The 23949-nt window shown below is 73.6% G+C and carries 17 protein-coding genes; 8 read left to right on the top strand and 9 right to left on the bottom strand.

Annotated features, from left to right (window positions below; translation table 11 throughout):
* Window positions 1-101: 101 nt before the first annotated feature.
* From ACQPXD_RS51065 to ACQPXD_RS51055, 3 genes are all read right to left on the bottom strand, one after another.
* Window positions 102-1832 (bottom strand): ATP-binding protein, encoded by a 1731-nt coding sequence (locus tag ACQPXD_RS51065; RefSeq protein ID WP_432831591.1) that lies wholly within the window; start codon window positions 1830-1832, stop codon window positions 102-104.
* Window positions 1833-1846: 14 nt separating this feature from the next.
* Window positions 1847-2230, bottom strand: coding sequence for a hypothetical protein (locus ACQPXD_RS51060; protein ID WP_432831589.1), 384 nt, complete (start codon window positions 2228-2230; stop codon window positions 1847-1849).
* A gap of 219 nt (window positions 2231-2449) precedes the next feature.
* Window positions 2450-3325 (bottom strand): NAD(P)H-binding protein, encoded by an 876-nt coding sequence (locus ACQPXD_RS51055; protein WP_432831587.1) that lies wholly within the window; start codon window positions 3323-3325, stop codon window positions 2450-2452.
* Window positions 3326-3396: 71 nt separating this feature from the next.
* Here ACQPXD_RS51055 and ACQPXD_RS51050 point away from each other — a divergent pair, with 71 nt between their 5' ends.
* From ACQPXD_RS51050 to ACQPXD_RS51040, 3 genes are read left to right on the top strand one after another with little or no spacing between them, the layout of a single operon-like run.
* Complete coding sequence (locus ACQPXD_RS51050) at window positions 3397-4239, top strand: LysR family transcriptional regulator (RefSeq protein ID WP_432831585.1); 843 nt, start codon at window positions 3397-3399, stop codon at window positions 4237-4239.
* 54 nt (window positions 4240-4293) lie between these two features.
* The gene (locus ACQPXD_RS51045; RefSeq protein WP_432831583.1) at window positions 4294-5436 is read left to right on the top strand and encodes an FIST signal transduction protein; all 1143 of its coding nucleotides are present in this window, start codon (window positions 4294-4296) and stop codon (window positions 5434-5436) included.
* Between the two features lie 11 nt (window positions 5437-5447).
* Entirely contained in the window at window positions 5448-7559 is a 2112-nt protein-coding gene (locus ACQPXD_RS51040; RefSeq protein WP_432831581.1) for a putative bifunctional diguanylate cyclase/phosphodiesterase, read from the top strand.
* Window positions 7560-7605: 46 nt separating this feature from the next.
* Here the strand turns inward: ACQPXD_RS51040 and ACQPXD_RS51035 are convergent, their stop codons facing one another.
* Entirely contained in the window at window positions 7606-8970 is a 1365-nt protein-coding gene (locus ACQPXD_RS51035; RefSeq protein ID WP_432831579.1) for a carbohydrate-binding protein, read from the bottom strand.
* Between the two features lie 852 nt (window positions 8971-9822).
* Window positions 9823-13095 carry a hypothetical protein gene (locus ACQPXD_RS51030; RefSeq protein WP_432831577.1) on the bottom strand — a complete coding sequence of 1091 codons (3273 nt, stop codon included), beginning with the start codon at window positions 13093-13095 and terminating at the stop codon, window positions 9823-9825.
* 24 nt (window positions 13096-13119) lie between these two features.
* On the opposite strand from ACQPXD_RS51030, the gene ACQPXD_RS51025 reads away from it, so the two are divergent.
* Window positions 13120-13653: an acyl-CoA thioesterase gene (locus ACQPXD_RS51025; protein WP_432831575.1), complete on the top strand. Its 534-nt coding sequence runs from the start codon at window positions 13120-13122 to the stop codon at window positions 13651-13653.
* Window positions 13654-13773: 120 nt separating this feature from the next.
* Window positions 13774-15720: an acetoacetate--CoA ligase gene (locus ACQPXD_RS51020; RefSeq protein ID WP_432831573.1), complete on the top strand. Its 1947-nt coding sequence runs from the start codon at window positions 13774-13776 to the stop codon at window positions 15718-15720.
* Window positions 15721-15740: 20 nt separating this feature from the next.
* Here the strand turns inward: ACQPXD_RS51020 and ACQPXD_RS51015 are convergent, their stop codons facing one another.
* Complete coding sequence (locus tag ACQPXD_RS51015) at window positions 15741-16424, bottom strand: TIGR03089 family protein (protein WP_432831571.1); 684 nt, start codon at window positions 16422-16424, stop codon at window positions 15741-15743.
* A gap of 61 nt (window positions 16425-16485) precedes the next feature.
* Between ACQPXD_RS51015 and ACQPXD_RS51010 the strand changes: the two genes are divergently transcribed.
* The 3 genes from ACQPXD_RS51010 to ACQPXD_RS51000 all read left to right on the top strand — a co-directional run bounded on the left by ACQPXD_RS51010 (window position 16486) and on the right by ACQPXD_RS51000 (window position 21080).
* Window positions 16486-18549: an N-acetylmuramoyl-L-alanine amidase gene (locus ACQPXD_RS51010; protein WP_432831569.1), complete on the top strand. Its 2064-nt coding sequence runs from the start codon at window positions 16486-16488 to the stop codon at window positions 18547-18549.
* A 153-nt stretch (window positions 18550-18702) separates the two neighbouring features.
* A complete protein-coding gene (locus tag ACQPXD_RS51005) occupies window positions 18703-19851 on the top strand; it encodes a glycosyltransferase family 4 protein (protein ID WP_432831567.1) in 1149 nt (382 codons plus the stop codon).
* Between the two features lie 110 nt (window positions 19852-19961).
* Window positions 19962-21080, top strand: coding sequence for a mannose-1-phosphate guanylyltransferase (locus ACQPXD_RS51000; protein ID WP_432831565.1), 1119 nt, complete (start codon window positions 19962-19964; stop codon window positions 21078-21080).
* A 276-nt stretch (window positions 21081-21356) separates the two neighbouring features.
* Here ACQPXD_RS51000 and ACQPXD_RS50995 read toward each other — a convergent pair whose 3' ends face one another.
* The 3 genes from ACQPXD_RS50995 to cofD are packed head-to-tail and all read right to left on the bottom strand — an operon-like array spanning window position 21357 to window position 23946.
* A complete protein-coding gene (locus ACQPXD_RS50995; protein WP_432831563.1) occupies window positions 21357-21902 on the bottom strand; it encodes an NUDIX hydrolase in 546 nt (181 codons plus the stop codon).
* A complete protein-coding gene (locus tag ACQPXD_RS50990; RefSeq protein ID WP_432831561.1) occupies window positions 21899-22978 on the bottom strand; it encodes a coenzyme F420-0:L-glutamate ligase in 1080 nt (359 codons plus the stop codon). Before ACQPXD_RS50990 ends, ACQPXD_RS50995 begins: the two co-directional genes overlap by 4 nt.
* A complete protein-coding gene (gene cofD, locus ACQPXD_RS50985; protein ID WP_432831559.1) occupies window positions 22975-23946 on the bottom strand; it encodes a 2-phospho-L-lactate transferase in 972 nt (323 codons plus the stop codon). Before cofD ends, ACQPXD_RS50990 begins: the two co-directional genes overlap by 4 nt.
* Between the last annotated feature and the right edge of the window lie 3 nt (window positions 23947-23949).

Here is a 23949-nt window from a genome sequence, read left to right as displayed (position 1 = left end):
TCAAGTGTCGCTGATCTACGAGGACGCTTCGGCCCGAATCGCGGCCGGAGCGGCTTCGCCGGTGCGAAGAATGCCAGCGACCAGGTCCACTGCGGACGCCCTCAGGAGTTCGAGGCGGTGATCCATCGGTAGCGCCGCTTGGGGCTTCGTGTCGCGCCGACCGCGGAGACGTTGCCTGCCTCGGTCAGGGCCCGCAGATGGTTGAGGACGGCTGAGCGTGACAGCCCGGTAAGTTCGACGAGTTCGCCGGCGGTCGCCTCTCCCCTCTTTCTGAGCACTTCGCCGACATCCGGCATCAGATCGGGGGGCAATGCGGAAAAGAGGTCGGGCTCTTTTTTGCGGCCCGCGGCAGCGGGATCGAGTACGTACCGCGCATAGCGTCGGCCGCCCTCCTTGACGGCTAGCCCCTGGTCGACGAGATCTCTCAGGACCTGGCCGGCAGCGATACGGTCTACTCCCCACTGCCGCAGCATTTCGTTGGTGAGGTAGTTCTCGCGCAGCATTGCGAGGGCGATCTCATGCGCTGGCGTGGGAAGGTGTGCGTGGAGCCCGGCAATCCAGCGGCGCACCTCAGGGTTGAGGAGCTCCGAACGAGCCATGGTGACCACGAAGCTCGAGATGGAGCTGCGGAAGTTGGGCCGCGGTAGGCCCCGGCGCCGTGCTACGGCGAGCATCGCTGGGATGCCTGAAGACCTGTTCTCGGCGACGAGCTCATTCGACGACGGGAGGTAAGTGTCCGCGAGCAGGCTGGCCAGGACTGCATTGCGCGACGATGAGATGCCTTCCTCGCCGAGTTCGTCGACGACGACCCCTCCGTAGAGGCCACCCGGGCTGCGGACGATCAGACGGTCGGGGAACAACTCGACCTGCACCTGAGTGCCTCTCGTCACGGGGCTGTAGTCGCGATGCAGCAGGGCGTTGACGACTGCCTCACGGACGGCCTCAAGCGGATACTCGACCTCGTCCACACGCCCGCCGCGGTCGCTGATGACCGCGCGTACAGCAAGGTTGCGGCGGAGTACGGACAGGGAAGTCTCGACCATCTCAGGGATGGAACCCCGCACCGTCTGGTTGTCGAGGAACCTGGTGTCGGATGCCGGGTCCGGGCTGTGTACGACAATCGAGATCATCAGTTGAGGGAAGAACTGCTGCGGGAACTGCCCATAGGTCAGGAGTCCGGCAAGCGTCAACGGTGACTCGGTGGCGGGTCCGGCCGAGATGCCGAGCCGGAAGAGGACGGTGGCGTCGTCAGACTGGGCCAGTTTGGGGTATCCGGCTCGGATCCGTCGCAAAGTGCGGCGTATTGCCTCGTCGTCCAGGTCGTCCACGGAGGTACCGTCGACGGGTTCGCGGTCGTAGCGGGGTTGGGTCCGTGCGGCCACGACCATCGCGATCTCCGCCTCGGTCATGTGGCGGTCACCGTCACCCCCGCGCAGGTACGAGCCCCCGGATATGCCCTGTGTAGTGACGTAGACCGGACGGCGGTCCATAGGCGCGGGAGGTACTTCCGCGACCACCACCCGGTGGCCTTCGACCTCGGCAATCTCGGTGCTGATCTGTAGCGGAGGTGTGATGTCGTCTCGGGACATCTGAACCAGAGCATCCCTGAGCGCGGCGGGATTCGGCAGTTCGACGACGCTGAACCCGCTCTGCTCGTCGATGCCAAGCAAGATCGTCCCGCCGTCTGTGTTCGAGAAGGCGGAGAGCGTCTCGCGGACGGACTTCGGCAGGCCTCCGGCGGCTCGCTTCGCTTCGATGCGCGTTGGCTCGCCGCCTATCCGGCGCAGGGCGGCGAGTAAATCGATCACGTTGTCGGCGCCCACGATGCCCATCTCATCACTCAACTTCACACTTGGCAAGTAGTGTGCGAAGTAGGTGTGAAGTAGAAGGGCTCGGGCAGGCGAGCCGCCGAACCTTCGCCGACCGTGGCTTTCGGCGCCCTTTGCGGCTGCTCCCAATCCACGGCAACAGTCCGATCGCGGTCAGTGCGCAGCCTCTTACGAATAGAGCGGTTGCGGCGGCATCGACTCGGCATGATCACTTGAAAGGCCTCATAATTGCCGATCTTCGCTCCCTGGGCGAGCCGGCGAGACGGCTCGCTGGCGCAGGTCGGCAAGCCTGCGATCGGACGGACAATGCGGTCGGGCATCGACGCCTGCGCGCCTGCCCCCGGCTGCCCCGCATCGGCGGCGTCACCCGGGAACGGGCACTGCCGGCCACCGGTGGTCACGTCCCCACCCGCCGGGCGCTGGCCGCCGCGGAGCGCGGCGCAGCGACCGGAAGTCTCCGCGATCATGCACAACCCGGCACCGGCACCAACGGTTTTTCATGATCACGGAGCGGTGAGGTACACCCGTGTACCGAATGTCTCCGGGATCATGGCAAACCCGCGGTGCGGCCACCGCACGCAGCATGATCACGGAGACATACGGCCGGGGCGAGCCGGGTGTCACGCCGGGAGGGCTGGGGTGAGGACCTCGGTGCACCAGTGGCGGAAGTCGGTCGGGGCGCGAGGGGTGTCCGGGGTGACGGCGTAGACGTCCTGCTCGTTCTGGGCCGCCGCCATGTCGGTCAGGCCCTGGGCCCAGGCCTTGCTCATGCCGTACCCCTCCATCGTGGACCGGTATTCGTCGAGCCCGACCTGCCCGAACGCGATCGGGCGGCCCAGGGCCTCCGACATGACCGACGCCATGCCGCTCGGGGACAGTTCGTCGGGGCTGACCACGGGCACGTCGCCCGGGCCGGTCCAGGTGGGGTCGAGCAGCAGGTCGGCGGCGGTCGCGGCGATGTCGGCGGTCGCGACCGCGCGCAGCGGGCGGTCGGCGGTGTTGGCCAGGAAGAACGCGCCGTGCTCGCGCAGCGTGGCGGCCTGGTGCAGCAGGTTCTCCATGAAGAACGGCAGGCGCAGCACGCGGACCGGCAGGCCGGCGCCGTCGAAGACCTCGTCCATGGCCAGGGCCGCGGAGAGGTGGCCGGCGTGCTCGGCGATGCCGCGGCCGAGCGTCGACACGGCGATCAGGCGCCGGACGCCGGCCGCGCGGGCCGCGGCGCAGGTCACCCGGGCGAAGTTCACATAGTGGGCCTCGACATCGGCGGATTGTGGATCCGGGGGTACCACCAGAAAAACCGCCTCGGCCCCGGCGAACGCCGCCGCGGCGACCTCCGGATCGCCGTGCGAGCCGGGCACCGTCTCGACCCGCTCGCGGACGCGCGGGGGCAGGGCGGCGGGGTCGCGGACGATGACGCGCACGGGCGCGTCGCGGTCGAGGAGGTCCTGGACGAGCCGGTGGCCGATCTGGCCGGTCGGGGTCGTGATCACCATCATGGGTTCAACCCTGCTCCGGGGCGGCCGCGACCTGAAGGATCGTCCGGGTCCCGGTTGTTACCCTGAGGGTCATGGAGTCGCGGCCGCTACGGTACTTCGTCGCCGTCGCCGAGGAGCTCAACTTCGCGCGCGCGGCGCAGCGGCTGGGCATCGCCCCGCCGCCGCTGTCCCGGGCGATCCGGAAGCTGGAGACCGATCTCGGCGTCGGGCTGTTCGAGCGCACCACGCACCGGGTCGAGCTCACCCCGGCGGGCGAGGTGCTGCTCGCGCAGGCCCGCATCGCGCTCGACGCGCTGGAGGCGGCCGGGCGGCGGGCCCAGCGCGCCGCCGGGACCGCGGCCAAGCTGGTCCTGGCCGTCAAGGCGGACAGCGACGCCGGGCTGCTCGACGCGATGCTCGCCCGCTACGCGGCCGAGCCCGGCTCGGTGCCGCTCGCGGTGCGCCTGTGCGGCTGGGGCGAGCAGCCCGGCCTGCTGCGCCGCGGGGAGGCGGACGCGGCGCTGGTGTACGAGCCGTTCGACACCGCGGGCCTGGACGCGGAGACCGTCGCGGTCGAGGCGCGGGTGGCGGCGCTCGCGGCGGCGCATCCGCTCGCCGGGCGCGAGCGGATCCGGCTGGCCGACCTCGGGCTGCCGGACGCGGACCCGGCCGAGCTGCATCGGCGCCTCGACGCCGTGACCGGCCGGCACGGCGTGCGCGACCTGCCGCAGCTGATCAAGCTCGTCGAGCTCGGTGAGATGGTCACCCTGCTGCCGGAGTCGGTCGTGGAGCGGTACCCGCGGCCCGGCGTCGTCTACCGCCCGGTCCCCGACGCGCCGCCCGCCGTGCTCGTGATCGCCTGGCCCCAGCAGTCCCGCTCCCGCGCGGTGGCGGCCCTCGTCCGCGCCGCCACCGACCTCAGCGCGCCGCGATAGCCGCAACACCGCCTCGGCCCTCAGCTCCGCGGCCGGCGTGCCGATAGCAGGGCCATGCTGAGCATCGGGGAACGCTGGTTCGGCGCGGGTCACAGTACCGCCGCCGATGCATCCAAGGCCGGCACGGAGGCCGCCGTCGCCGCCCTGGCCGGCCGCCGCGCCGCCGCCGTCTTCGTCTTCTGCTCCGGCGGCCAGGACCCGGCCACGGTGCTGGCCGCCGTCCGCGCGGAGGCGGGCCCCGACGCCGTCGTCGTCGGCGGCACCGGGCTCGGCGAGCTGTCGGGGGCCGGCGCGACGCTGCACGGCGTGGCCGTCGCGGCGTTCGGCGGCGCGGGCTTCACCGTCCGCGCCCACGCGGCGAGCATCGACGAGCTCGGCGCCCGCGCGGCCGGCGCCGAGGCGGCCCGGGTGATGGCCGGGGTCGACGCCCCGCACCGGGTACTGCTGCTGCTCTGCGACGGCACCGCGCTCGGCCCGCACGAGATCGTCCGCGGCGCGTACTCGGTGCTCGGCGCCACCATGCCGCTCGTCGGCGGGCTGACCACCGGCGCACCGCGGCTGTTCGGCGACCGGGCACTCCCCGGCGGCGTCATCGGCGTGGCCATCGGCTCCGACCGCCCGATCGGCATCGGGATCGCGCACGGCTGGCGGCGTACCGAACCGCCCATGATCGTCACCCGCAGCGTCGCGGAGCGGGTCTACGAGTTCGACGGCGAACCCGCCCTCGACGTGCTCCTGCGCCGCTTCGACGTGGCGGGCGGCGCCCAGGAGCTGTTCGACGGCGGGATGATCATGCGGCCGCTCGGGCTGTCGCGGCGCAGCGGCGAGGACATCCGGCTGCTGCACAACGGCGACGACGGGGATCGCTCGGTCTTCGGTACCACCGAGGTCCCGCAGGGCGCGCTGGTCTGGCTCATGGAGGGCGACCACGCCGACCTGATGGCCGGCACCCGCGACTCCGTCGCCGAGGCGATCGCGGGCCTGGGCGGCGCCGCGCCGATCGGCGCGCTCGCGTTCGACTGCGGCGGCCGCAAGCTGTACTTCGGCGAGGAGGGCACGGCCGAGGAGGTCGGCGCCATCCGGGCGGCGCTCGGCGGCGCCCCGTTCGCCGGCTTCTACACCGTGGGCGAGGTGGCCCGGGTCCGCGGCGCCTCCGGCATGCACCAGCTGACCCTGGTCACGCTCGCGCTGGCCTGAGGGGAGCCACCGTGGCCATCTGGTCGACGCAGCAGCTCACGGAGTACTTCATCGCGCTCAACGCCGCCCCCGATGAGCCCGCCGCCATCGCCCTGGCGGTCGAGCGGGCGGTGGAGATGGTCGAGGCGGAGGTCGGCGCCGCCACGCTCGCCGGCCACCTGCACGGCGCGTGGGGCTTCGGCGCGGCCGCGCCCGGCCGGGAGCTGTTCGCGCTGCCCAGCGCCGGTGGCTTGCTGCCCGTCGCCGGGCTCGGCGCCGTCCACGCCATCCCCAGCCAGCTCGGCGCCGGCCTGCCCGGCACGCTGATCCTGGGCCGGCTCGACGAGCCGTTCGCGCCCGAGGAGCGGCAGATGCTGCAGTGCATGGCACAGATGCTCGGCGCCGCGCTGCGCAGCATCCGCGCGCTCGCGGCCGAGCGGACCGTGCGCGCGGAGCGCGAGCGGGAGGCCCGGCTGGTCGAGGCGCTGCTGACCATCCAGCGCGCGATCTCCAGCCGCCGGCCGCTGCAGGAGATCCTCGACGCCATCACGGCGGGCTGCGCGGACCTGCTCGGTGGCGCCTACGTGGCGCTGATGCTGACCGACCCCGAGGCCCGGGTCGCCTCGGTCTCCGCAGCCGCGGTGCCGCACGACCCGCGGCAGTGCGCCGCCGCCCAGGCCGCGATGGCCGCGGGCGCGCTGCACGTCGAAGAGCTTCCCGAGGGTACCGTCATCGCGGCCCCCGTCCAGGTGACCGGCGAGACGGCCGGCAGCCTGGTGGCCCGCCTCGACGGCACGGCCGGCTACCACGCCGACCAGCTCGAGGCCTTCGCCCAGCAGGTCGGCCTGGCGCTCACCGACGCGCGCACCGTCGAGCAGGTGCACGAGGCGCACCACGACCTCGTCACCGGCCTGCCCAACCGCGCCCTGTTCCTGAAGATCTTCCACGGCCGCCCGGGCGCGAGCGTGCTCTTCATCGACCTGGACCGGTTCAAGGCGGTCAACGACAGCCTCGGCCACGACGCCGGCGACCGGCTGCTGGCCGCCGTCGCCGAGCGCCTCCGCGCGTGCCTGCGCACCGGCGACACGGTGGCCCGCATCGGCGGCGACGAGTTCGCGGTGCTGCTCGACGACACCGACCCGGACGCCGTGGTGGCCACCGGCGAGCGCATCATCGCCGCGGTCCGCGAGCCCTTCCGCCTGCTCGGCCGCAGCGTGTACATCGGGGCGAGCGTCGGTGCGGCGCTGCCCGGCGCCGCCGCGGAGGAGCTGCTCAACCGCGCCGACCTGGCCATGTACCGGGCCAAGAAGGACGGCCCCGGCCGGGTCGTGGTCTACGAGCCCGCCATGCACGCCGCGGCGCTGCACTACCTGTCGCTGCGCGGCGACCTGCAGCGGGCGCTCGACGAGGGCGAGTTCCGGCTGCAGTACCAGCCGCTGGTGCGCCTGGACGGCGGCACCGTGGCGGGGGTGGAGGCCCTGCTGCGCTGGGACTCGCCCGCCCGCGGGATCGTGCCGCCCGGCGAGTTCCTGCCGATCGCCGAGGAGGCCGGCCTGATCGGCGACATCGGCCAGTGGGTGCTCGCCACCGCCGCCCGCCAGGCCGCCGCCTGGCGGCGCATCCGGCCCGGCCTGACCCTCAACGTCAACGTCTCCGGCCACGAGCTGGTCCGTCCGGGCTTCGCCGACCACGTGACCGCCGCCCTGGCCGCGGCCGGCCTGCCGACCTCCGCGGTCACCCTGGAGCTCACCGAGTCGGTGCTGATGAGCGACCCGGCGACCGCGGTCGCGGCCCTCAACAGCCTGCGCGAGCAGGGGGTACAGCTCTCCATCGACGACTTCGGCACCGGGTACTCGTCGCTGGCCTACCTGCGCGAGCTTCCGGTCGACGAGCTGAAGATCGACCGCGCCTTCATCGCCCGGGCCGAGCTCACCGGCCGCGACCTGGCCCTGGTCTCGACCGTCATGGAGCTGGGGCACATTCTCGGGCTGCGGGTGGTCGCCGAGGGCATCGAGAGCCAGGCCCAGCTGGACACGGTGCGCCGGCTGGGCTGCACGCTCGGTCAGGGTTATCACCTGTACCGCCCGCTCGACCCCGCCGGCCTGCCCTCGCTGCTGCTGCCCTCACTGGAGCACGCCGCCTGACCCTGTGCAGAAGGGCCGGGCGTGTGCCCGGCCCTCCCGTTGTTGTTCAGCGGCCCTGCAGCGACTTCACGTTGTCGCCGAAGGTCCAGCTCTTGGAGCCGTCCCAGTTGATCGACCAGTCCATCAGGCCCTTGATGCCCGACACGCTGTTGTATGCCTGGCTCACCAGCGACGGGGTCATGTAGCCGCCGCCGGCGCCGGACTGCGCGGGCAGGCCGGGGACCTGCTTGTCGTAGGGAATCCGGATGGTGGTGCCCTGGATCGTCAGCCCGGAGTTCAGGCAGTTGGTCTGGACCGTGAAGCCCTGGACCGTCCCGGCCGAGTAGGAGTCGCCGGAGCAGCCGTACATGCTGCCGTTGTAGTACTGCATGTTCAGCCACCACAGGCGGCCGTTGTCCAGGTACTTCTTGATGATCGGCAGGTAGCTGCCCCAGATCGAGCCGTAGGTCACGCTGCCGCCGGTGACGTACGCCGTCTCGGGCGCCATCGTGAGCCCGAAGTTCGACGGCATCTGGGCCAGCACGCCGTCGATGATGCGGATCAGGTTGGCCTGCGACGTCGACAGCGTGCCGATGTTGCCGCTGCCGGTCAGCCCGGTCTCGATGTCGATGTCGATACCGTCGAAGTTGTTGGCCTTCAGGATCGGCACGATGGTGGAGACGAACCGGTCGGCGACCGTCGACGAGCTCAGGTCGATGCCCGCGGCCGCGCCGCCGATCGACATCAGCAGCGTCATCCCGTTCGCCTTGGCCTGGCACATCTCGGCCGGGGTCGGCACCTTGACGCCCGCGTCCATGCCGTTCTCCCACAGCACGGTGCCGTCGGAGCGGATGACCGGGAACGCGAGGTTGACGACGTTGTACCCGTGCTGCGCCATCCGCGAGTCGGTGATCGGAATCCAGCCGAGCCCCGGGTGCACGCCGTTGGACGCGCCGTCCCAGTTCTCCCAGTACCCCTGCAGCACCTTGCCGGCCGGGCGGGACTTCACGCCGCAGCTACCACCGGTCGGCGACGACGAGGGCGACCGCGACGGGCTCGGCGAGGTCGACGGCGACCGGGACGGCGACGCCGACGGGCTCGGCGACCGGGTGGGGGACACGGTGGGTGTCGGCGAGCCACCCCCGCCGGTGCAGGCGCCGAGGTCGGTCCACAGCGACGGCGTGGCGGCCGGGTTCCACCCAGCGCCCACGTACGCGGTGTGGGTCACCAGCGCCTGGTACGTATGCCCGTTGTACGTGACTTGCTGCCCGACCGTGTAGGTGTTGCCTTCGGCCCAGTTGGGCGCCGTGCAGGCGGCTTGCGCCGCGGCGGAGACGGCCTGCGCCTGAATGGTAGGCACGAGGACCACCGCCGCCGCGACGGCCGCGGCCACGCTGGCTACCAGGGCGATTGTGCGACGACGAGACCTCACAGGACCTCCTGCCCATCGACGGATATGGGCAGTGACGCTATCAGTTAACACTATTAAATGTAAGGGTCGACAACCTTAAAGCAGCGCCATCTGCGCCCCGCCCCACCGCCGCCCCGGCTCGCCGCTGGCCCGCCTCACCGCCGGCCCAGCTCGCCGCCGACGAGCCGCGGCTGCGCCCGCGCACGCTGCCCGGCCAAGTTCTACGCTGCGCCGCACGAGGAGCGGCCCCGCCCACGCGACAGCGGCGTGTGGCCTCTCCGTGCGGCGAGTCCGCCCGCACGGCCAGCCGCGCCCGGTTCGTGCGGTTCGTGCGGCTAGTGCACCCGGTTCGTGCGGGCGGCGCGGCCGGTTCGTGCGGGCGGCGCGACCGGTTCGTGCGGGCGGCGCGACCGGTTGTGCGGGCGGCGCGACCGGTTGTGCGGGCGGCGCGACCCGGCCGAGCGAACGGCGGGATCACGTCCCACACGTCGGTTGCCGCACGCCGCGGAGCACGCCGCAGGCGACCGTAAGTCTCCGTGATCATGCTGCACCGGGCACCCACACCAAGGGTTTTTCATGATCACGGAGTGTTCATGTACACCCGTGTACCGAAAGTCTCCGGGATCATGGCAAACCCGTGATATCGCCACGACGGGCATCATGATCACGGAGACATTCGTCCGGCCCGGAGCGAGCGGCAGGCTTGTGATGCGGAGGGGAGCTGTGGGAGCGGCTTGAGCGCCAGGCCGGGGTTGTGCCTGAGCGGCCGGCGCGGGCGTGCGAGCCACGGGCGCTGGTGTGCGGGCGGCCGGGGCGGGGTTATGGCAGCGGCCCCGCCGCTGTGTGGGGCGGCGGGGCCGGGGGCTGTCGGGCTCAGCCGCGTTCGCGTGGCGGTTCGGCCCAGGGAGAGGTCGGCGGGTTGTCCCGGCGCGGCTGGGTGTCGAAGCGGGCGGTCGCGTCGGGGTCGGGCTCCGCGGCGGGGTTCTCCGCCGCGGTGTTGTCCCGGGCGGCCGTGCTTTCCGTCGCGGCGGTGCTCTCGCGTGCGGCGGTGCTCTCGCGTGCGGCGGTCATCTCCTTGGCGGCGGCGCGTTCCGCGGCGAGTCGGTCGAGTTCGGCCTGGGCGCCGGCGCGGCGTTCGGCCTCGCCGCGGGCGAACGCGGCCCGGCGTTCCGCGGCCTCGGCCGGGGAGACCCGGTTGCCGCCGAAGCCGAAGTTCGTCGTCGCCTCCGGGTCGGCAGCCGGCTCGGCGGCGGCGCGCGGGGCCTGGAACAGGACGGTGCGCTCGCCCGCATCAGCGGCCGCGGCCTGGAGCGGGTTGGTCGGCTCGCCCGCCTCGGCAGGCGGTGCCTGGAACGGACTAGTGGCCTCGGCCCTCCCGGCGGACGGCGCCTGAAGCGGGTTAGTGGGCTCGCCTGCCTCGGCGGGCGGTGCTTGGAACGGGTTAGTGGGCTCGGCCGTCCCGGCGGGCGGTGCCTGGAGTTGGTTAGTGGGCTCGGGCGTCCCGGCGGGCGGTGCTTGGAGCGGGTTGGTCGGCCCGGCCGTCTCGGCGGGCGGGGCCTGGAACCGGCTCGTCGGCTCGGCCGTGTCCCCGTCGGTGTCCGGTGCGGCGACGGGCGGCTGGGGCGCCATCGGCTGGAAGCGCGGGCGACGATCGTCCCCGTCCCCGCCGTCGGGCGACACCATCGGGTGCTCTCCGGTGGCCGCGGCGTGCCGGGGCCGGGAAGGCACGGGCGCCTGTCGGCCGGGGTGGAAGGCCTCGGTCTCCTCGTCCTGGCCGGGGCGTGTCTCCTCGTGTCCACTCCTCGGCGGCACGGCGAACCCGTCGAACGACGGACCGTCCAGAATGGAGCGCTCGGTCGAGGGGCCCCAAGCCGTCCGCGACGGGAGTTTTCCGCCGGCGGCCATGGTTGGCTCCGCGCCGGTTGCGGCCGGAGCGGTCCCGGTGGCTTCGCCGGTGTGCGGCTCGGTGGTGCCGGCGCTGTCGGTGGCTCCGCTCGCCTGCAACGGCCGCGTGGCCTCGTCGTCGGCCAGGCCGGGGAAGCCGGCGGGGGCGGGGACGACCGGCCACGAACCCGACGGCTCGGCGCCGGGCAGTCCCGACCCGGCCGGCGGCGACACCGAACTCGGCGGCGGCGAAACCGGCGGCCCCGAGATGGGCGGGGTCGAGGTCGGCGGCCCCGAAACCGGCGGCGTCGAGGTGGGCGGGGCCGAGGTGGGCGGGGCCGAGGTGGGCGGGGCCGAGGTGGGCGGGGCCGAGGTGGGCGGGGCCGAGGTGGGCGCCCCTGAGAGGGGTGGGGTTGAGGTGGGCGGCCCCGGAACCGGCGGAGTCGAGGTGGGCGGGGTCGCGCCGAACGGGGTCGGGGCGGTGCCGCTCACCGGCTGGGTCGCGTCGAGCGATTCGGTGGCGTCGGGCTCGTCCGACGGGTGGCCGCTGCCCCGGCTGTAGCCGGCGATCGGTTGCTCGCCGGTCGCGGTGGCCGGCGGGGCGGGCGGCGTGGCGCCGAACGGGGTCGCGGAAGACGCCTGGACCGCCGGGGGACGGGTCGGAAGCTCGCCGGTGCCGGGGGCTCCGGTCCACGGCGTGCCTCCCGGTCGTCCCACCGGGCTGCCGGGCGCGGCCTCAACGGCGGTGGCCGGCGGCTGGCCGAAGCCAGGCCCGGTCGACGGCTGGGTAACCGCGGGGCCGAAAGGCGGCTGCGCGCCGGCGGGGCCGAAAGGTGGCTGGGCGGCGGCCGGGCCCGAAAGTGGCGGCGCGGCGGCAGGGCCGAACGGCGACTGGGCCGTGGCGGGGCCTGAAGGTGGTGGCGCGGTGGTGGGGCCGAACGGTGACTGCGCGGTGGCGGGGCCCGAAGGTGGGGGCGCGGCGAAGGAGCTGGGAAGGGGCTGCGTCGCGGAGGGGCCGGCCGGCGGCTGGGGCACCGCGGGGGCGGCCGGCGGCTGCGCGAACGGTGGCGGGGACGCCGTCTCCGGGGTCAGCCAGGCGGGCTCGCCCGCGGCGCCCGCGGGTCGCAGGGGTGGGGTGCCGGCGCCGGCGGGCGGCGCGGAGACGCCTGCGGGGAAAGGCGGCGCCGACGCGACGGGTGGCGGCGGGGACGGGTCGAAGCGGCTCGGGGAGACCGGCTGGGGCGGCATGCCGGGCGGGGTCGGGGGGAACGGGCCGGGCGGCGACGCGGGCCGCGCGGGGCCGGCCGCGTAGAAAGCGCCGGGCGTGGCCGCGGGCGGGCCGGAGACGGCGGGCGCCGGGCCGGCCGGTGAGCCGGCTTGCGGGGGCGCGTAGGACGGAGCCGGCGGCGTGAAGACCGGACCGGCGGGCTGACCCCCGGCGAAGGGCGAGGGCGGGCCGGAGACAGCGCCGGCGGGGAAGGGTGGGCCGGAGACGGCGCCGGCGGCGAACGGGGGCCCGGAGACGGCGCCGGCAGGCTGGCCCGCGGAGTAGGCGGACGGGGGGCCGGAGACGGCGGCGGGGGGAGGAGCCGGGTAGCCGGATGACGGTGCGGCCGAAGGGGACGAGACCGGCTGCGTGGCGTCGGTGGGCGCGTAGGGGCCGGGGGTGGGAATGACCGAGGTGGCCGCGGCGGGGAAGACCGACGTCGGGGCCGACGGGCCGCTGTAGGGCGGGCGGGCGGCGACCGGCGTGGGGGGTGGCGTCGGGCCCTGGCCCAGCGGGTACTCGTGGATGTCCGCCGGAGCGCTCGGCGCGATCGGGGTCAGCGGGACGGTGGCGGGCCAGGCGCGCCAGCGCTTCACGCTGGCGGCGGCGACCAGCAGGGCCAGGCCGAGGACCGCGGTGGTGCCGTTGACGATCGGCAGGCGCACGTCAACCGTCAGGCTGGCGATCTTCAGGTCGCGCGGCAGGCTGTTGAGGGCCGACAGCGGGTCGACGAACAGGCTGACGTAGGTGGCGAGCAGCGCCAGGCCGGCGACGATCGGGCCGACGGGGGAGATGCGCAGGGTGGCGATCAGGCCGATGAGCAGGCCGGCGCCCAGCAGGTACGCGGCGGGCACGAGCAGGTCGACGGAGTCGAAGGCGCCCTTCTCGACCCACTTGCCCACGGTTTCCGTGGACTTCTGCTGACCGATCGCGATCAGCAGCCACGCGATCGGGGCGATCAGCATCCCCGCGATCAGGCTTCCGACGTGTCGCATGGGTCGCACCGTACCGTCTTTGCCATGAGCGAGCACACCGGCCGACCGACCAGCCGTCCGACCACGTATTCGCGGGTCACGCTGAGCCGGATCATGACCGCCGTGGACGTGAACCTCTACGGGACGGTGCACGGCGGCGTGATCATGAAGTTTGTCGACGACGTGGCCGGGGCGGCCGCCGCGCGGCACAGCGGCGGCACCGCCGTGACCGCCTCGATCGACGAGATCCTGTTTCTCGAGCCGCTGCGCGTCGGTGACCTGGTGCACGCCTACGCCCAGGTCAACTGGACCGGCACCACCTCCATGGAGGTCGGCGTGCGGCTGGAGGCCGAGCGCTGGGACGTGGTCAGCGAGAGCGAGCCGGTGGTGGTGGCCACCGCATACCTCGTCTTCGTGGCGGTCGACGCCGACAACAAGCCGCGTCCGGTGCCGGCGGTGATTCCGGACTCCCCGCAGAACGACGGCCGCTGGCGGGAGGCGGAGATCCGCCGCGAACACCGCCTCGCCCGCCGCGACGCCATCCAGCGCCACCGCGCCGAGTCGGCCCGCCAGCCGTAGCCCGGTCGGGACAGGGGGAACGGCGGGCGGGCGATACGGGGGCGGCCCACACCGCCGGTGGGGCTTGGGTGGGGGAAGGCCACACTGAACGGACCTTCCCGGGTGGCGCAAGATGGTCGGATGGCGACGGTGCTGTGGCGACCTCCGGCGGATGTGCTCGACCGGACCCGGATCGGGGCGTTTCTGCGCTGGCTGGAGGCCGGGCGAGGGCCCAGTTTCGGCGACTACCAGGCGCTCTGGCAGTGGTCGGTGGACGAGCCGGGGGCCTTCTGGCAGGCGATCTGGGACTACTTCGGCGTGGTCAGCGCGGTGAGCCCGGCCGAGGCCCTGGGCGACGCGCGGATGCCCGGGGCCGACTGGTTCCCCGGTGCGCGGCTCAACTATGCCGAGAACGTCCTGCGGATGCCCGGGGTCGGTGACGACGAGCCGATCGTGCTGGCCTGGTCGCAGACCCGCGAGCCGGTGACGCTGAGCGCGGCGCAGCTGCGTGAGCAGGTGCGACGGGCCCGGGCGGGGCTGCGCAGGCTCGGGGTCGGGGCGGGGGACCGGGTCGCGGTCTACGCGCCGAACATTCCCGAGACCTTCGTGCTGCTGCTGGCCACGGCCAGCCTGGGGGCGATCTTCTCCAGCTGCGCGCCCGAGTTCGGCACGCGGTCGGTCGTCGACCGGTGGCAGCAGATCGAGCCGAAGGTGCTGGTCGCCGTCGACGGCTACCGCTACGGCGACAAGGCCATCGACCGGGCCGCCGAGGTGGCGGCGATCCGGGCGGCGCTGCCGTCGCTGGAGCACGTGGTGCGCATCGGCTACCTGGACGGGACGGCCGGCGACTGGGCCGAGCTGACCGCGGAGACCGACGAGCCGCTGGACTTCGCCGCGGTGCCCTTCGCGCACCCGCTCTACGTGCTCTACTCCTCCGGCACCACCGGCCTGCCCAAGCCCATCGTGCACGGCCACGGCGGCATCATGGTCGAGCACCTCAAGATGCTCGCCCTGCACCACGACCTCGGCCCCGGCGACCGGTTCTTCTGGTTCACCACCACGGGCTGGATGATGTGGAACTACCTGGCCTCCGGGCCGGCCGTGGGCGCGGCGATCGTGCTCGTCGACGGCAACCCCGCGCACCCCGACCTCGGCTGGCTGTGGCGGGTCGCGGAGGAGTCGGGCACGACCTACTTCGGCACCTCCGCGCCCTACCTGCTGGCCTGCCGCAAGGCCGGCGTGGTGCCGCGGGACCTCGCCGACCTGAGCAAGCTGCGCGGCGTCGGGTCGACCGGCGCGCCGCTGCCGCCCGAGGGCTTCGAGTGGGTCTACGCGGCGGTGTCGGAAGACGTGCTGCTGGCGTCGGTCTCGGGCGGCACCGACGTCTGCACCGCCTTTGTCGGCGGGGTGCCGCTGCTGCCGGTGCGGGCCGGCGAGATCGCCTGCCGGGCGCTGGGCGCGCGGATCGAGGCCTTCGGCCCGGACGGCAAGCCGGTCATCGGCGAGCTCGGCGAGCTGGTGATCACGGCGCCGATGCCCAGCATGCCGGTCGGCTTCTGGGGCGACGCGGACGGCTCGCGCTACGCCGAGGCCTACTTCGGCACCTACCCCGGAGTCTGGCGGCACGGCGACTGGATCACCATCGACGAGAACGGCTCCTGCGTGATCACCGGGCGGTCCGACGCCACGCTCAACCGGGGCGGCGTGCGGCTGGGGACCAGCGAGTTCTACTCCGTGGTCGAGGGGCTGGACGAGGTCGTGGACTCCGTCGTGGTCCACCTCGAGGATCCACACGGCGGGGCGGGAGAGCTGCTGCTCTTCGTGGTGCTGCGGCCCGGCGCCGCGCTCGACGACGCGCTGCGCGCCCGGATCGGCCGGGAGCTGCGCACCGCGCTCTCTCCGCGTCACGTGCCCGATCAGGTGTTTCAGGTGGAGGCGGTGCCGCGCACACTGTCGGGCAAGAAGCTCGAGGTGCCGGTGAAGCGGATTCTCACCGGCACCCCGATCGACAGCGCGGCGGCCAAGGGCGCGCTGGCGAACCCCGAGTCGCTGCGCTACTTCGAGCGGATCCGCGCCGCCCGCGACTGATCGCCTCACGGGGCGGGAGATTACGCGGGGGGTACGACAAGAATCGCTTGTTCGGCGGCGGCCCGCCCCGCTAGCTTCGCCGGGTCGGTGTTGACGCTCAGCACGATGCCGGCCCCCGCCACGATCGGCCCGACCAGCCACTCCACCGGGTCGGGGTGGGCCGCCGCGTCGATCAGCAGGCGCCCGCCGGGCAGGCCCAGCGCCCGCCCGCGCTCGGCGAGCTCCTCCGTGCCGGTCGCGGGCGCGCCGGGGAAGTAGTCGCCGTACTGCCGCACCTCGGCCACGTAGTCCGCCCACCCGGCCGGCACGCCGCCGCGCATCGGCAGCCCCATCGGGGCGAGGCCGAGCACGTACCGGTCGGCGGGCCCGGGCGCCCCGCTCCCGGCCGCCTCGAGCGAGGCGAACTCGACGTCGGCGCCGGCCGCCGTGGCCGAGACGTAGTCGGCCCGCAGCCCCGCCGTCCACGCCCCGAGCAGGATCGCCGCGGTCTGCCAGTGCGCGGGCAGGCGCACCGCGGCAACGTCGCCCGGGCCTAGGCCGCAACCGTCGACGAGCAGGTTGGCGGTCTTCGACACCCAGTTCGCCATCGTCGCCGCGGACAGCTCGGTCCGCTCGCCGGTCGCGTCGTCATAGAACGTCAGGAACGGAAGTGACGGATCTTTCCCAACAATTGCCGCGAAGAGTGAAGGAACTGTATTCCCCATATGTCCAAAAAATCCCTTCCATAGCATCTCAACCGGTTTTCTAGCGAGATGGGGCGGCGAGATGGGTGTCTGGGCAACGCGACGATACCGGCGGGGCGGGCTGCTCGCCGTCGCCGGCTGCGCCTTCGCCCTGATCGTTGCCGGGTTCGCCGTCGGCGGCGCCACGGCCCGCCCGAGCGAGCCGCCGGTCGCCCGGCCCGGCCTCGCCGAGCCGGTCGAGTGGGCGAACCCGGCCGCCGAGGCACCGGGCGGCGCCGGCGTGCCTGCCCGCGTCACCCGGGTCGCCATCGGCGACTTCGGCCGGCCCGCGCCCGGCGTGAGCGCCCAGAACGGCACGCTGAGTGACGTGCCGCTCGCCGAGGGGTACCGGCGGACCACTCGCAGCCGGACCCTCACCGCCACGCTGGCGTCGACCGCGCCGTTCAGCGCCGTGGGCGTCACCTGGCGCGAACGCGAGCGGGTCGGGGCGGTCAGCGTCGCGGTGCGCCATCACATCCCCGGCGGCACCTGGAGCGGCTGGCAGGCCGTCGGCGCCGGCGAGGCCGACCGCGACCCGGTCGCCGGGCCCGGGCCGTCGCCGAGCGCGGTGCCCGGCGGCGCCGAGCGCGGGGGCGCGGACCTGGTCTGGGTCGGCCTCAGCGACGGCGTGCAGGTCTCGGTCACGTCGCTGGCCGGCGCCGTGCCGCACGACGTCACCGCCGACCTCATCGATCCCGCCGACGCGCCGGCCGACGCCGCGCCCGCCCTGGGCCCGACCGAGGACGCCGCACCGGTCGGCCTGCGCCCGTTCATGCCCCCGATCAACCGGCGCGCCGCGTGGGGCGCCAACGAGCGGCTCATGGACTGGCGTCCGCAATACGCGAGCTATGTCAAGGCGGTGGCGGTACACCACACCGCGACAACGAACGACTACACCGAGTCCGACGTCCCGAAGATCCTGCGCTCGATCTACCAGTACCAGACGGTGAGCCGCGGCTGGGGCGACATCGGCTACAACGTGCTCGTCGACCGCTTCGGCCGGCTCTGGGAGGGCCGCTCCGGTGGCCTGGCCCGCCCCGTCGTGGGCGCGCAGGCGGGCGGCTTCAACACCGGTACCGCCGGCATCGCCATGATCGGCGACTACCGCACGACGCCGGTCCCGCCCGCGGTCGTGGAGTCCGCCGCGCGGTACACCGCCTGGAAACTTTCGCTGAGCCAGGCGATCGACCCGCGGGGCAGCGTGGCGCTCACCGGCGGCGGGTCGACGTCGCGGTACCCCGCCGGCACCACGGTTACGGTCCCGCGCGTGTTCCCGCACCGGCAGACCAACCCGACGGAGTGTCCGGGCGCGCGCGGCCTGGACGCCCTGCCGCTGATCCGCGCCCGCGCCGGCGAACTGCTCGGTGACCTGGTCAAACCGGGAACCGTGCGGGCGCTGATGGCCGCCTATCGCCCGGCCGACGGCACCGTGCGGCTGCAGGGCATCGCGCAGCCGATCTTCACCTCGGGGCCGAATGAGATCGCCGTGCCGGCCGACTACAACGGCGACGGCAAGGCCGACGTCGCGACCTGGTCGCCCACGACCGGAAACTGGACGATGCTGCTGACCGGCGAGGGTCGCGCCACGGCGCAGTGGGGCCTGCCGGGCGACGTGCCGGTGCCCGCCGACTACGACGGCGACGGCAAGGCCGAGCTCGCCGTCTTCCGGCCTTCCAGCGGGGTGTGGTACCTCAAGGGCATCGGCGAACTGCAGCTCGGCCAGCCCGGCGACCAGCCGGTGCCCGGCGACTACACCGGCGACGGGCGGGCCGAGCCCGCGATCTGGCGCCCCTCCACGGGCCTGTGGGCGATCCGGGCGATCCGCGAGTGGCACTTCGGCGAGCCCGGCGCCATCGCCGTCCCGGCCGACTACGACGGCGACGGCACGATCGAGCCGGCCATCTGGTCCCCGGCGAGCCAGCAGTTCACCATCGACGGGCGGCCGCCGGTGCGGCTGGGCGATCCGGGCGACACGCCGGTGCCCGGGCAGTACGACGGCGACGGCCGAGCCGACCTGGCCGTTTACCACGACGGGCGGTTCGACGTGCGTGGCGTGGGAACCTACGACGTCGGCGCGCCGGGGGACATACCAGTACCGTTATTTTGACGTTACTTGGCGCGATGAAACGCACACGTGAGTTGATTCAGGCTGAATCCTGGGTGGAACTCACGTCGCTAGTCGCGTCGTGGACATCGATCACCGGCGGATCGGGCGTAGGCTTTGCCCTGACGTCGCATCGAGTCCCGAAGGAGTCGCCAAGTGACCCCCGGCCGTCCGCCACGAGTGCTTGTAGACGCCACGAGTGTCCCAGCCGACCGAGGCGGTGTAGGGCGCTACGTCGACGGGCTGCTCGGTGCGCTGGGAGCGCTCGATGCCGATCTCGCCGTCGTCTGCCAGCGCACCGACGCCGAGCGTTACGGGCGCCTCCTGCCCAACGCGCGGATCATGTCGGCGCCGGCCGCGGCGGCCCACCGCCCGGCCCGCCTCGCCTGGGAGCAGACCGGCCTGCCGCTGCTCGCCCAGCAGGTCGGGGCGCAGGTGCTGCACTCGCCGTTCTACACCTGCCCCTTGCGGGCCGGCTGCCCGGTGACCGTCACCGTCCACGACGCCACCTTCTTCACCGAGCCCGAGCACTACGACAAGTCCCGCCGCACCTTCTTCCGCTCCGCGATCAAGACGTCACTGCGCCGCGCCAGCCGGGTCATCGTGCCCAGCAAGGCGACCCGCGACGAGCTGATCCGGCTGCTCGACGCCGACCCGACCCGCATCGACGTGGCCTATCACGGCGTCGACCCGCAGGCCTTCCACGCGCCCAGCGACGACGAGAAGGCCCGGGTGCGGGCCCGGCTGGGCCTCGGCGCCACGGAGTACATCGCCTTTCTCGGCGCCAAGGAGCCCCGCAAGAACGTGCCCAGCCTGATCCGCGGCTGGATCTCCGCGGTGCGCGACCGGCCGGAGCCGCCCGCCCTGGTCGTGGCCGGCGGGCAGGGGCACGACGACGAGATCGACGGCGCGATCAGCGAGGTGCCGAGTCACCTGCGCCTGCTGCGGCCGGGATATCTGCGCTATGCCGACCTCCCCGGCTTCCTGGGCGGCGCGGTCGTGGCGGCCTATCCGTCCTTCGGCGAGGGCTTCGGCCTGCCGATCCTGGAGGCCATGGCCTGCGGCGCGCCCGTGCTCACCACGCCCCGGCTGTCGCTGCCCGAGGTCGGCGGCGACGCGGTGGCCTACACCGGGCCCGGCCCCGACGAGATCGCCCGTGACCTTGCGGCGCTGCTCGACGACACCGAGCGACGTAACGCTTTGGCAAAAGCCGGCGCGGCGCGCGCCAAGGAGTTCACCTGGGAGTCCAGCGCCGAGGTTCACCTCGCCGCTTGGGCGAGAGCCGCCGGGCCGCGGGGGTATTAACCCGGGGTGACCGCAATTGTCACCCTCCGAAACCGCAATAGGCGATTCTGGTAATGGTTACGACACCCCCAAGTTGTGGAAGGGTGCCCTCGGCTGGGCATGATGTGCCGGTGTTCTACGCGGTGATTCCTGCAGGTGGCAGTGGCACGCGGCTCTGGCCGCTGTCGCGAGCCGGTCATCCGAAGTTTCTCCACGCCCTCACCGGCACGCCGTTGTCGCTGCTCCAGGCGACCTACGGGCGGCTGGAAGGCCTGGCGACGCCCGAGTCCACGTTCGTGGTCACCGGCGTGGCGCACGCGGCCGCGGTCGCCCGGCAGCTGCCGGGTCTGCCCGAGGGCAACATCCTCGTCGAGCCGACCCCGCGCGACTCCTGCGCGGCGATCGGGCTCGCCGCGGCGGTGATCGCCAGCCGCGACCCGCACGCCATCATGGGCGCGTTCGCCGCCGACCAGCTGGTCCGTGACGTGCCGGCGTTCGCGAACACCGTCCGGCGTGCCATCCACGGCGCCGAGGACGGGCTGCTCATGACCATCGGCATCACGCCGACGCACCCCGAGACCGGATATGGGTACCTCCATGTCGGCGAGCCCACCGGCACCGCCGACGTGTGCAAGGTCGCCGAGTTCGCGGAGAAGCCGGCCCGGGACGTCGCCCAGCGTTACGTCGACTCCGGGGAGTACCTCTGGAACGCCGGCATGTTCGTCTGGCGCGTCGACGTGTTCCTCGACGAGCTGGCCCGGCAGCAGCCGACCCTGCACGACGGCCTGCGCCGCATCGCCGAGTCCTGGGAGAGCCGGGACCGCGAGGAGGTGCTGGCCGAGCTCTGGCCCGGCCTGACCAAGATCTCCGTGGACTTCGGCGTCATGGAGGGCGCCGGCCGGGCCGGCCTCGTCGGCACGGTGCCCGGCAACTTCGGCTGGAACGACGTGGGCGACTTCCACACCCTCGGCGAGCTGCTGGAGACCGACACGGCCGGCAATGTGGTCGTCGATCTCGGCGAGGACGCGGGCGTTGCCGCCCCGGAAGGCAAGCCGACGGTGCTCATGCAGGACGCCGAGCGCGTCGTCGTGGTGCCCCGCTCCGGCCGCCTGGTGGCCGCGGTGGGGGTCAGCGACCTCATCATCGTCGACACGCCCGACGCGCTGCTGGTCTGCCCGCGCGCCCGGGCCCAGGATGTCAAGAAGCTGGTCGACTCGCTGAAGGAGCGCGGGTCGATCGAGCTCCTCTAATTTTTATCTGGCTCGGGTCCGCGTCACTTCCAGACCGTTGCTCCCGCCAGACACCGGGCCGGGGCCCAGCATTCGCTGGCCCTGGCCCTGCCAGGTCCGCGGTGCCAAGGGCTTGACACCGCGGAGTCGCAGGGAGGCGCGCCAGCGCCGAGCGAGTCGCGACGCCCAGTCTGGCCCGGTGAAGCTCCGCGAGACCGGCCCAGACCGGGCGCCGGGAGGAACGGTCTTCAGCTGGCGCGGACCCGGGCCAGGCAATGTCCGCGGTGAAAGCGGAGGTCAGGAACGCTTGGCCCAGGCCAGCGCCGGGGCGACCAGCGACTCCGTCGCGTGGGCCAGCGGCTCGGGCAGGGCGCCGGGCGCGAACCAGCCCAGCGCGCTCGACTCGGCGCTGACCGCCTCCACCGCGCCGGGCGGGGCGATCGCCGCATACCGCACGTCGTAGTGCAGCGACGGGCCGCCCGAGCAGTGCACGTGGTGCACGTCGAGGTCGATCGGCATCTCGCTGATCCGCAGGCCGAGGATGCCCGACTCCTCGGTGGCCTCGCGCAGGGCCGCGCCCGCGATCGTGCTGTCGGCCGGCTCGCAGTGCCCGCCCATCTGCACCCAGCGCTTGATGCGGCCGTGCAGGCACAGCAGCACCCGTTCGGCGGCCGCGTCCACGACGAGCGCGCTCGCGGTCACGTGCCCCCCGGTGTGCTCGCGCCAGACGGACGACGGGTCCGGGCGGACGAAGTCCAGAAACCGCTGCCGGGTGGCCTCGGCCTCCGCCGTGGGAGCCGCCCATGCCGACAGTACCGCGAGTGCGTCCTCGTGCAGCTTCATAGTGACGGCAGGCTACCGCGCCCGATCGCGAGCACGCCCAGCGGCACGCCCCCGTCGGGCAACTCGCCGGCCACGCGGGCCGGGTCGTCGATCTCCAGCCAGGCACTGGCGAGGCCGTCAGCAGCGAGGACGGCGCGCAGCCGCTCGGCGCGGCGGCCCGCCTCGGCGGCGGCGCGCGGGTCGCCGGCGGGCGCCCACACGAGCACGGCGGCCACGGTGTTCTCCGGCACGGTCACGCTGTGTGTCCGGGGGAACGGCAGGGCCGGCAGCGCGACGGCGCCGTCGGCGGGCGCGAAGGCGGCGGCGTCGGGCAGGTCGCCCGCGGCGCGCAGGCCGCGGGCGACGGCCTCGGCCGTACCGAGCGAGAACAGGTCGGCGTCGGCGCCGCGGACCAGCTCGGCGGCGCCGCGGCCGTGCGGGGCGCCCGGGGTGAGCGTCAGCCCGCGGACCACGGCCACCGGCACCTGGGTGACCTTGCCCTTGACCAGGTCCGCGGCCGCGGCCAGCTCGTCGATGACGGCCATCTGGGTGAGCTGCAGCTCGTTGCCGTAGGCGTCGTAGCGGCCCCGGTAGTCGGCCAGGGCGTCGACGCCCGCGGCGCCGATCGCCACGTCGGTGAGGCCCAGCCGCCACGGCCGGCCCATCGTGTCGGTGACGACCACGGCGACGTCGAGGCCGAAGCGCTCGCGCAGCTCGTCGCGCAGCCAGCGGGCGGAGGCGTCCGGATCCTTGGGCAGCAGCACCAGGTGCGCCGGGTCGACGTTGGACTGGTCGATGCCGCCCGCGGCGAGCACGAACCCGTGGTGGGTCTGCACGATCCGGGTCGCACCGCGGCGAGCCACCACGCGGACCGTCTCGGCGCGCAGCGCCGCCTCCCGGGCGGCCTCCCGCGCCGGCTCGTCGAGCGGGATCTCGACCAGCTGCCCCTCGGACTTGCTGACGATCTTGCTGGTGACGACGAGCACGTCGCCGTCGGCCAGCCACGGCGCCGCGGCCGTGATCAGCGCGGCCAGGTCGTCGCCGGGGTGCACGTCGCCGATGCCGGCGACCGGCAGGATCTCCAGCCGGCCGGTCATGCCGCGTCCGTCCCGGTCAGCCCGGCCGTGGCGAGCGCGGCGCGGACCATCGCGGCGGTGGCCGCCTCGTCGGTCATCCACAGTGGCACGGCCCGCACGGTCAGCCCGGGCACCTCGACCCCGGCGTCGGACTCGTCGACCAGCCAGGCGTCGAGCACGCCGCCGTCGGCGCGGGCGCCGAACAGCCCGCCGACGCCGGCCGGGCTGCACTCGACGCCCATCACGGCGAGGCACTTGTCGGCCATGCCGCGCACCGGCGCGCGGCCGATGATCGGCGAGACGCCGACCACGGGGGCGGGACCGGTCGCGACCGCGTCGCGGATCGCCGTTACGGCGAGGATCGGGGCGATGGACACGACGGGATTGCTCGGCGCGAGGAGTACCACATCGGCATCGGCAATCGCGTCGAGCACTCCGGCCGCGGGTTTGGCCGTCTCCGCCCCGACGAATACGAAGCGCTCGGTCGGCACCTCGGCGCGGTGCCGGATCCACCACTCCTGGAAGTGGATCGCCCGGGTGGACCCGTCGAACTCGACGACGGCGTGGGTCTCCACCCGGTCGTCGCTGGCCGGCAGCATGCGGATGCCCGGCTGCCAGCGGTCGCAGAGCGCCTCGGTGACCGCGGAGAGCGGGTAGCCGGCCCCGAGCATCCGGGTGCGCACCAGGTGCGTGGCGATGTCCTTGTCGCCGAGGCCGAACCAGGTGGGCTCCGCGCCGTAGGCGGCCAGCTCCTCCTTGACCGTCCAGCTCTCGCCGACGCGGCCCCAGCCGCGCTCCGGATCGGCGCCGCCGCCGAGGGTGTACATGACGCTGTCGAGGTCGGGGCAGATGCGCAGCCCGTGCAGCGTGACGTCGTCGCCGACGTTGACCACCGCCGTCACGTCCGCGCCCAGGTCCCGCGCGACCGCGCGCACTCCCAGCAGGAAGCGCGCACCCCCGATCCCACCAGCCAATACCACGATCCGCATATC

Source organism: Dactylosporangium sp. CA-092794 (assembly GCF_050948465.1).
Classification (GTDB): domain Bacteria; phylum Actinomycetota; class Actinomycetes; order Mycobacteriales; family Micromonosporaceae; genus Dactylosporangium.
The sequence above is the reverse complement of the archived record's forward strand: the minus strand, read 5'-3'. Positions and strand labels throughout refer to the sequence as shown.

Coding starts and splice junctions, on each gene's coding strand:
- ACQPXD_RS51065 (WP_432831591.1), bottom strand. CDS start 1,832: ATGGGCATCGTGGGCGCCGACAACGTGATCGATTTACTCGCCGCCCTG.
- ACQPXD_RS51055 (WP_432831587.1), bottom strand. CDS start 3,325: ATGATGGTGATCACGACCCCGACCGGCCAGATCGGCCACCGGCTCGTC.
- ACQPXD_RS51050 (WP_432831585.1), top strand. CDS start 3,397: ATGGAGTCGCGGCCGCTACGGTACTTCGTCGCCGTCGCCGAGGAGCTC.
- ACQPXD_RS51045 (WP_432831583.1), top strand. CDS start 4,294: ATGCTGAGCATCGGGGAACGCTGGTTCGGCGCGGGTCACAGTACCGCC.
- ACQPXD_RS51030 (WP_432831577.1), bottom strand. CDS start 13,095: ATGCGACACGTCGGAAGCCTGATCGCGGGGATGCTGATCGCCCCGATC.
- ACQPXD_RS51025 (WP_432831575.1), top strand. CDS start 13,120: ATGAGCGAGCACACCGGCCGACCGACCAGCCGTCCGACCACGTATTCG.
- ACQPXD_RS51020 (WP_432831573.1), top strand. CDS start 13,774: ATGGCGACGGTGCTGTGGCGACCTCCGGCGGATGTGCTCGACCGGACC.
- ACQPXD_RS51015 (WP_432831571.1), bottom strand. CDS start 16,424: ATGGGGAATACAGTTCCTTCACTCTTCGCGGCAATTGTTGGGAAAGAT.
- ACQPXD_RS51010 (WP_432831569.1), top strand. CDS start 16,486: ATGGGTGTCTGGGCAACGCGACGATACCGGCGGGGCGGGCTGCTCGCC.
- ACQPXD_RS50995 (WP_432831563.1), bottom strand. CDS start 21,902: ATGAAGCTGCACGAGGACGCACTCGCGGTACTGTCGGCATGGGCGGCT.
- ACQPXD_RS50990 (WP_432831561.1), bottom strand. CDS start 22,978: ATGACCGGCCGGCTGGAGATCCTGCCGGTCGCCGGCATCGGCGACGTG.
- cofD (WP_432831559.1), bottom strand. CDS start 23,946: ATGCGGATCGTGGTATTGGCTGGTGGGATCGGGGGTGCGCGCTTCCTG.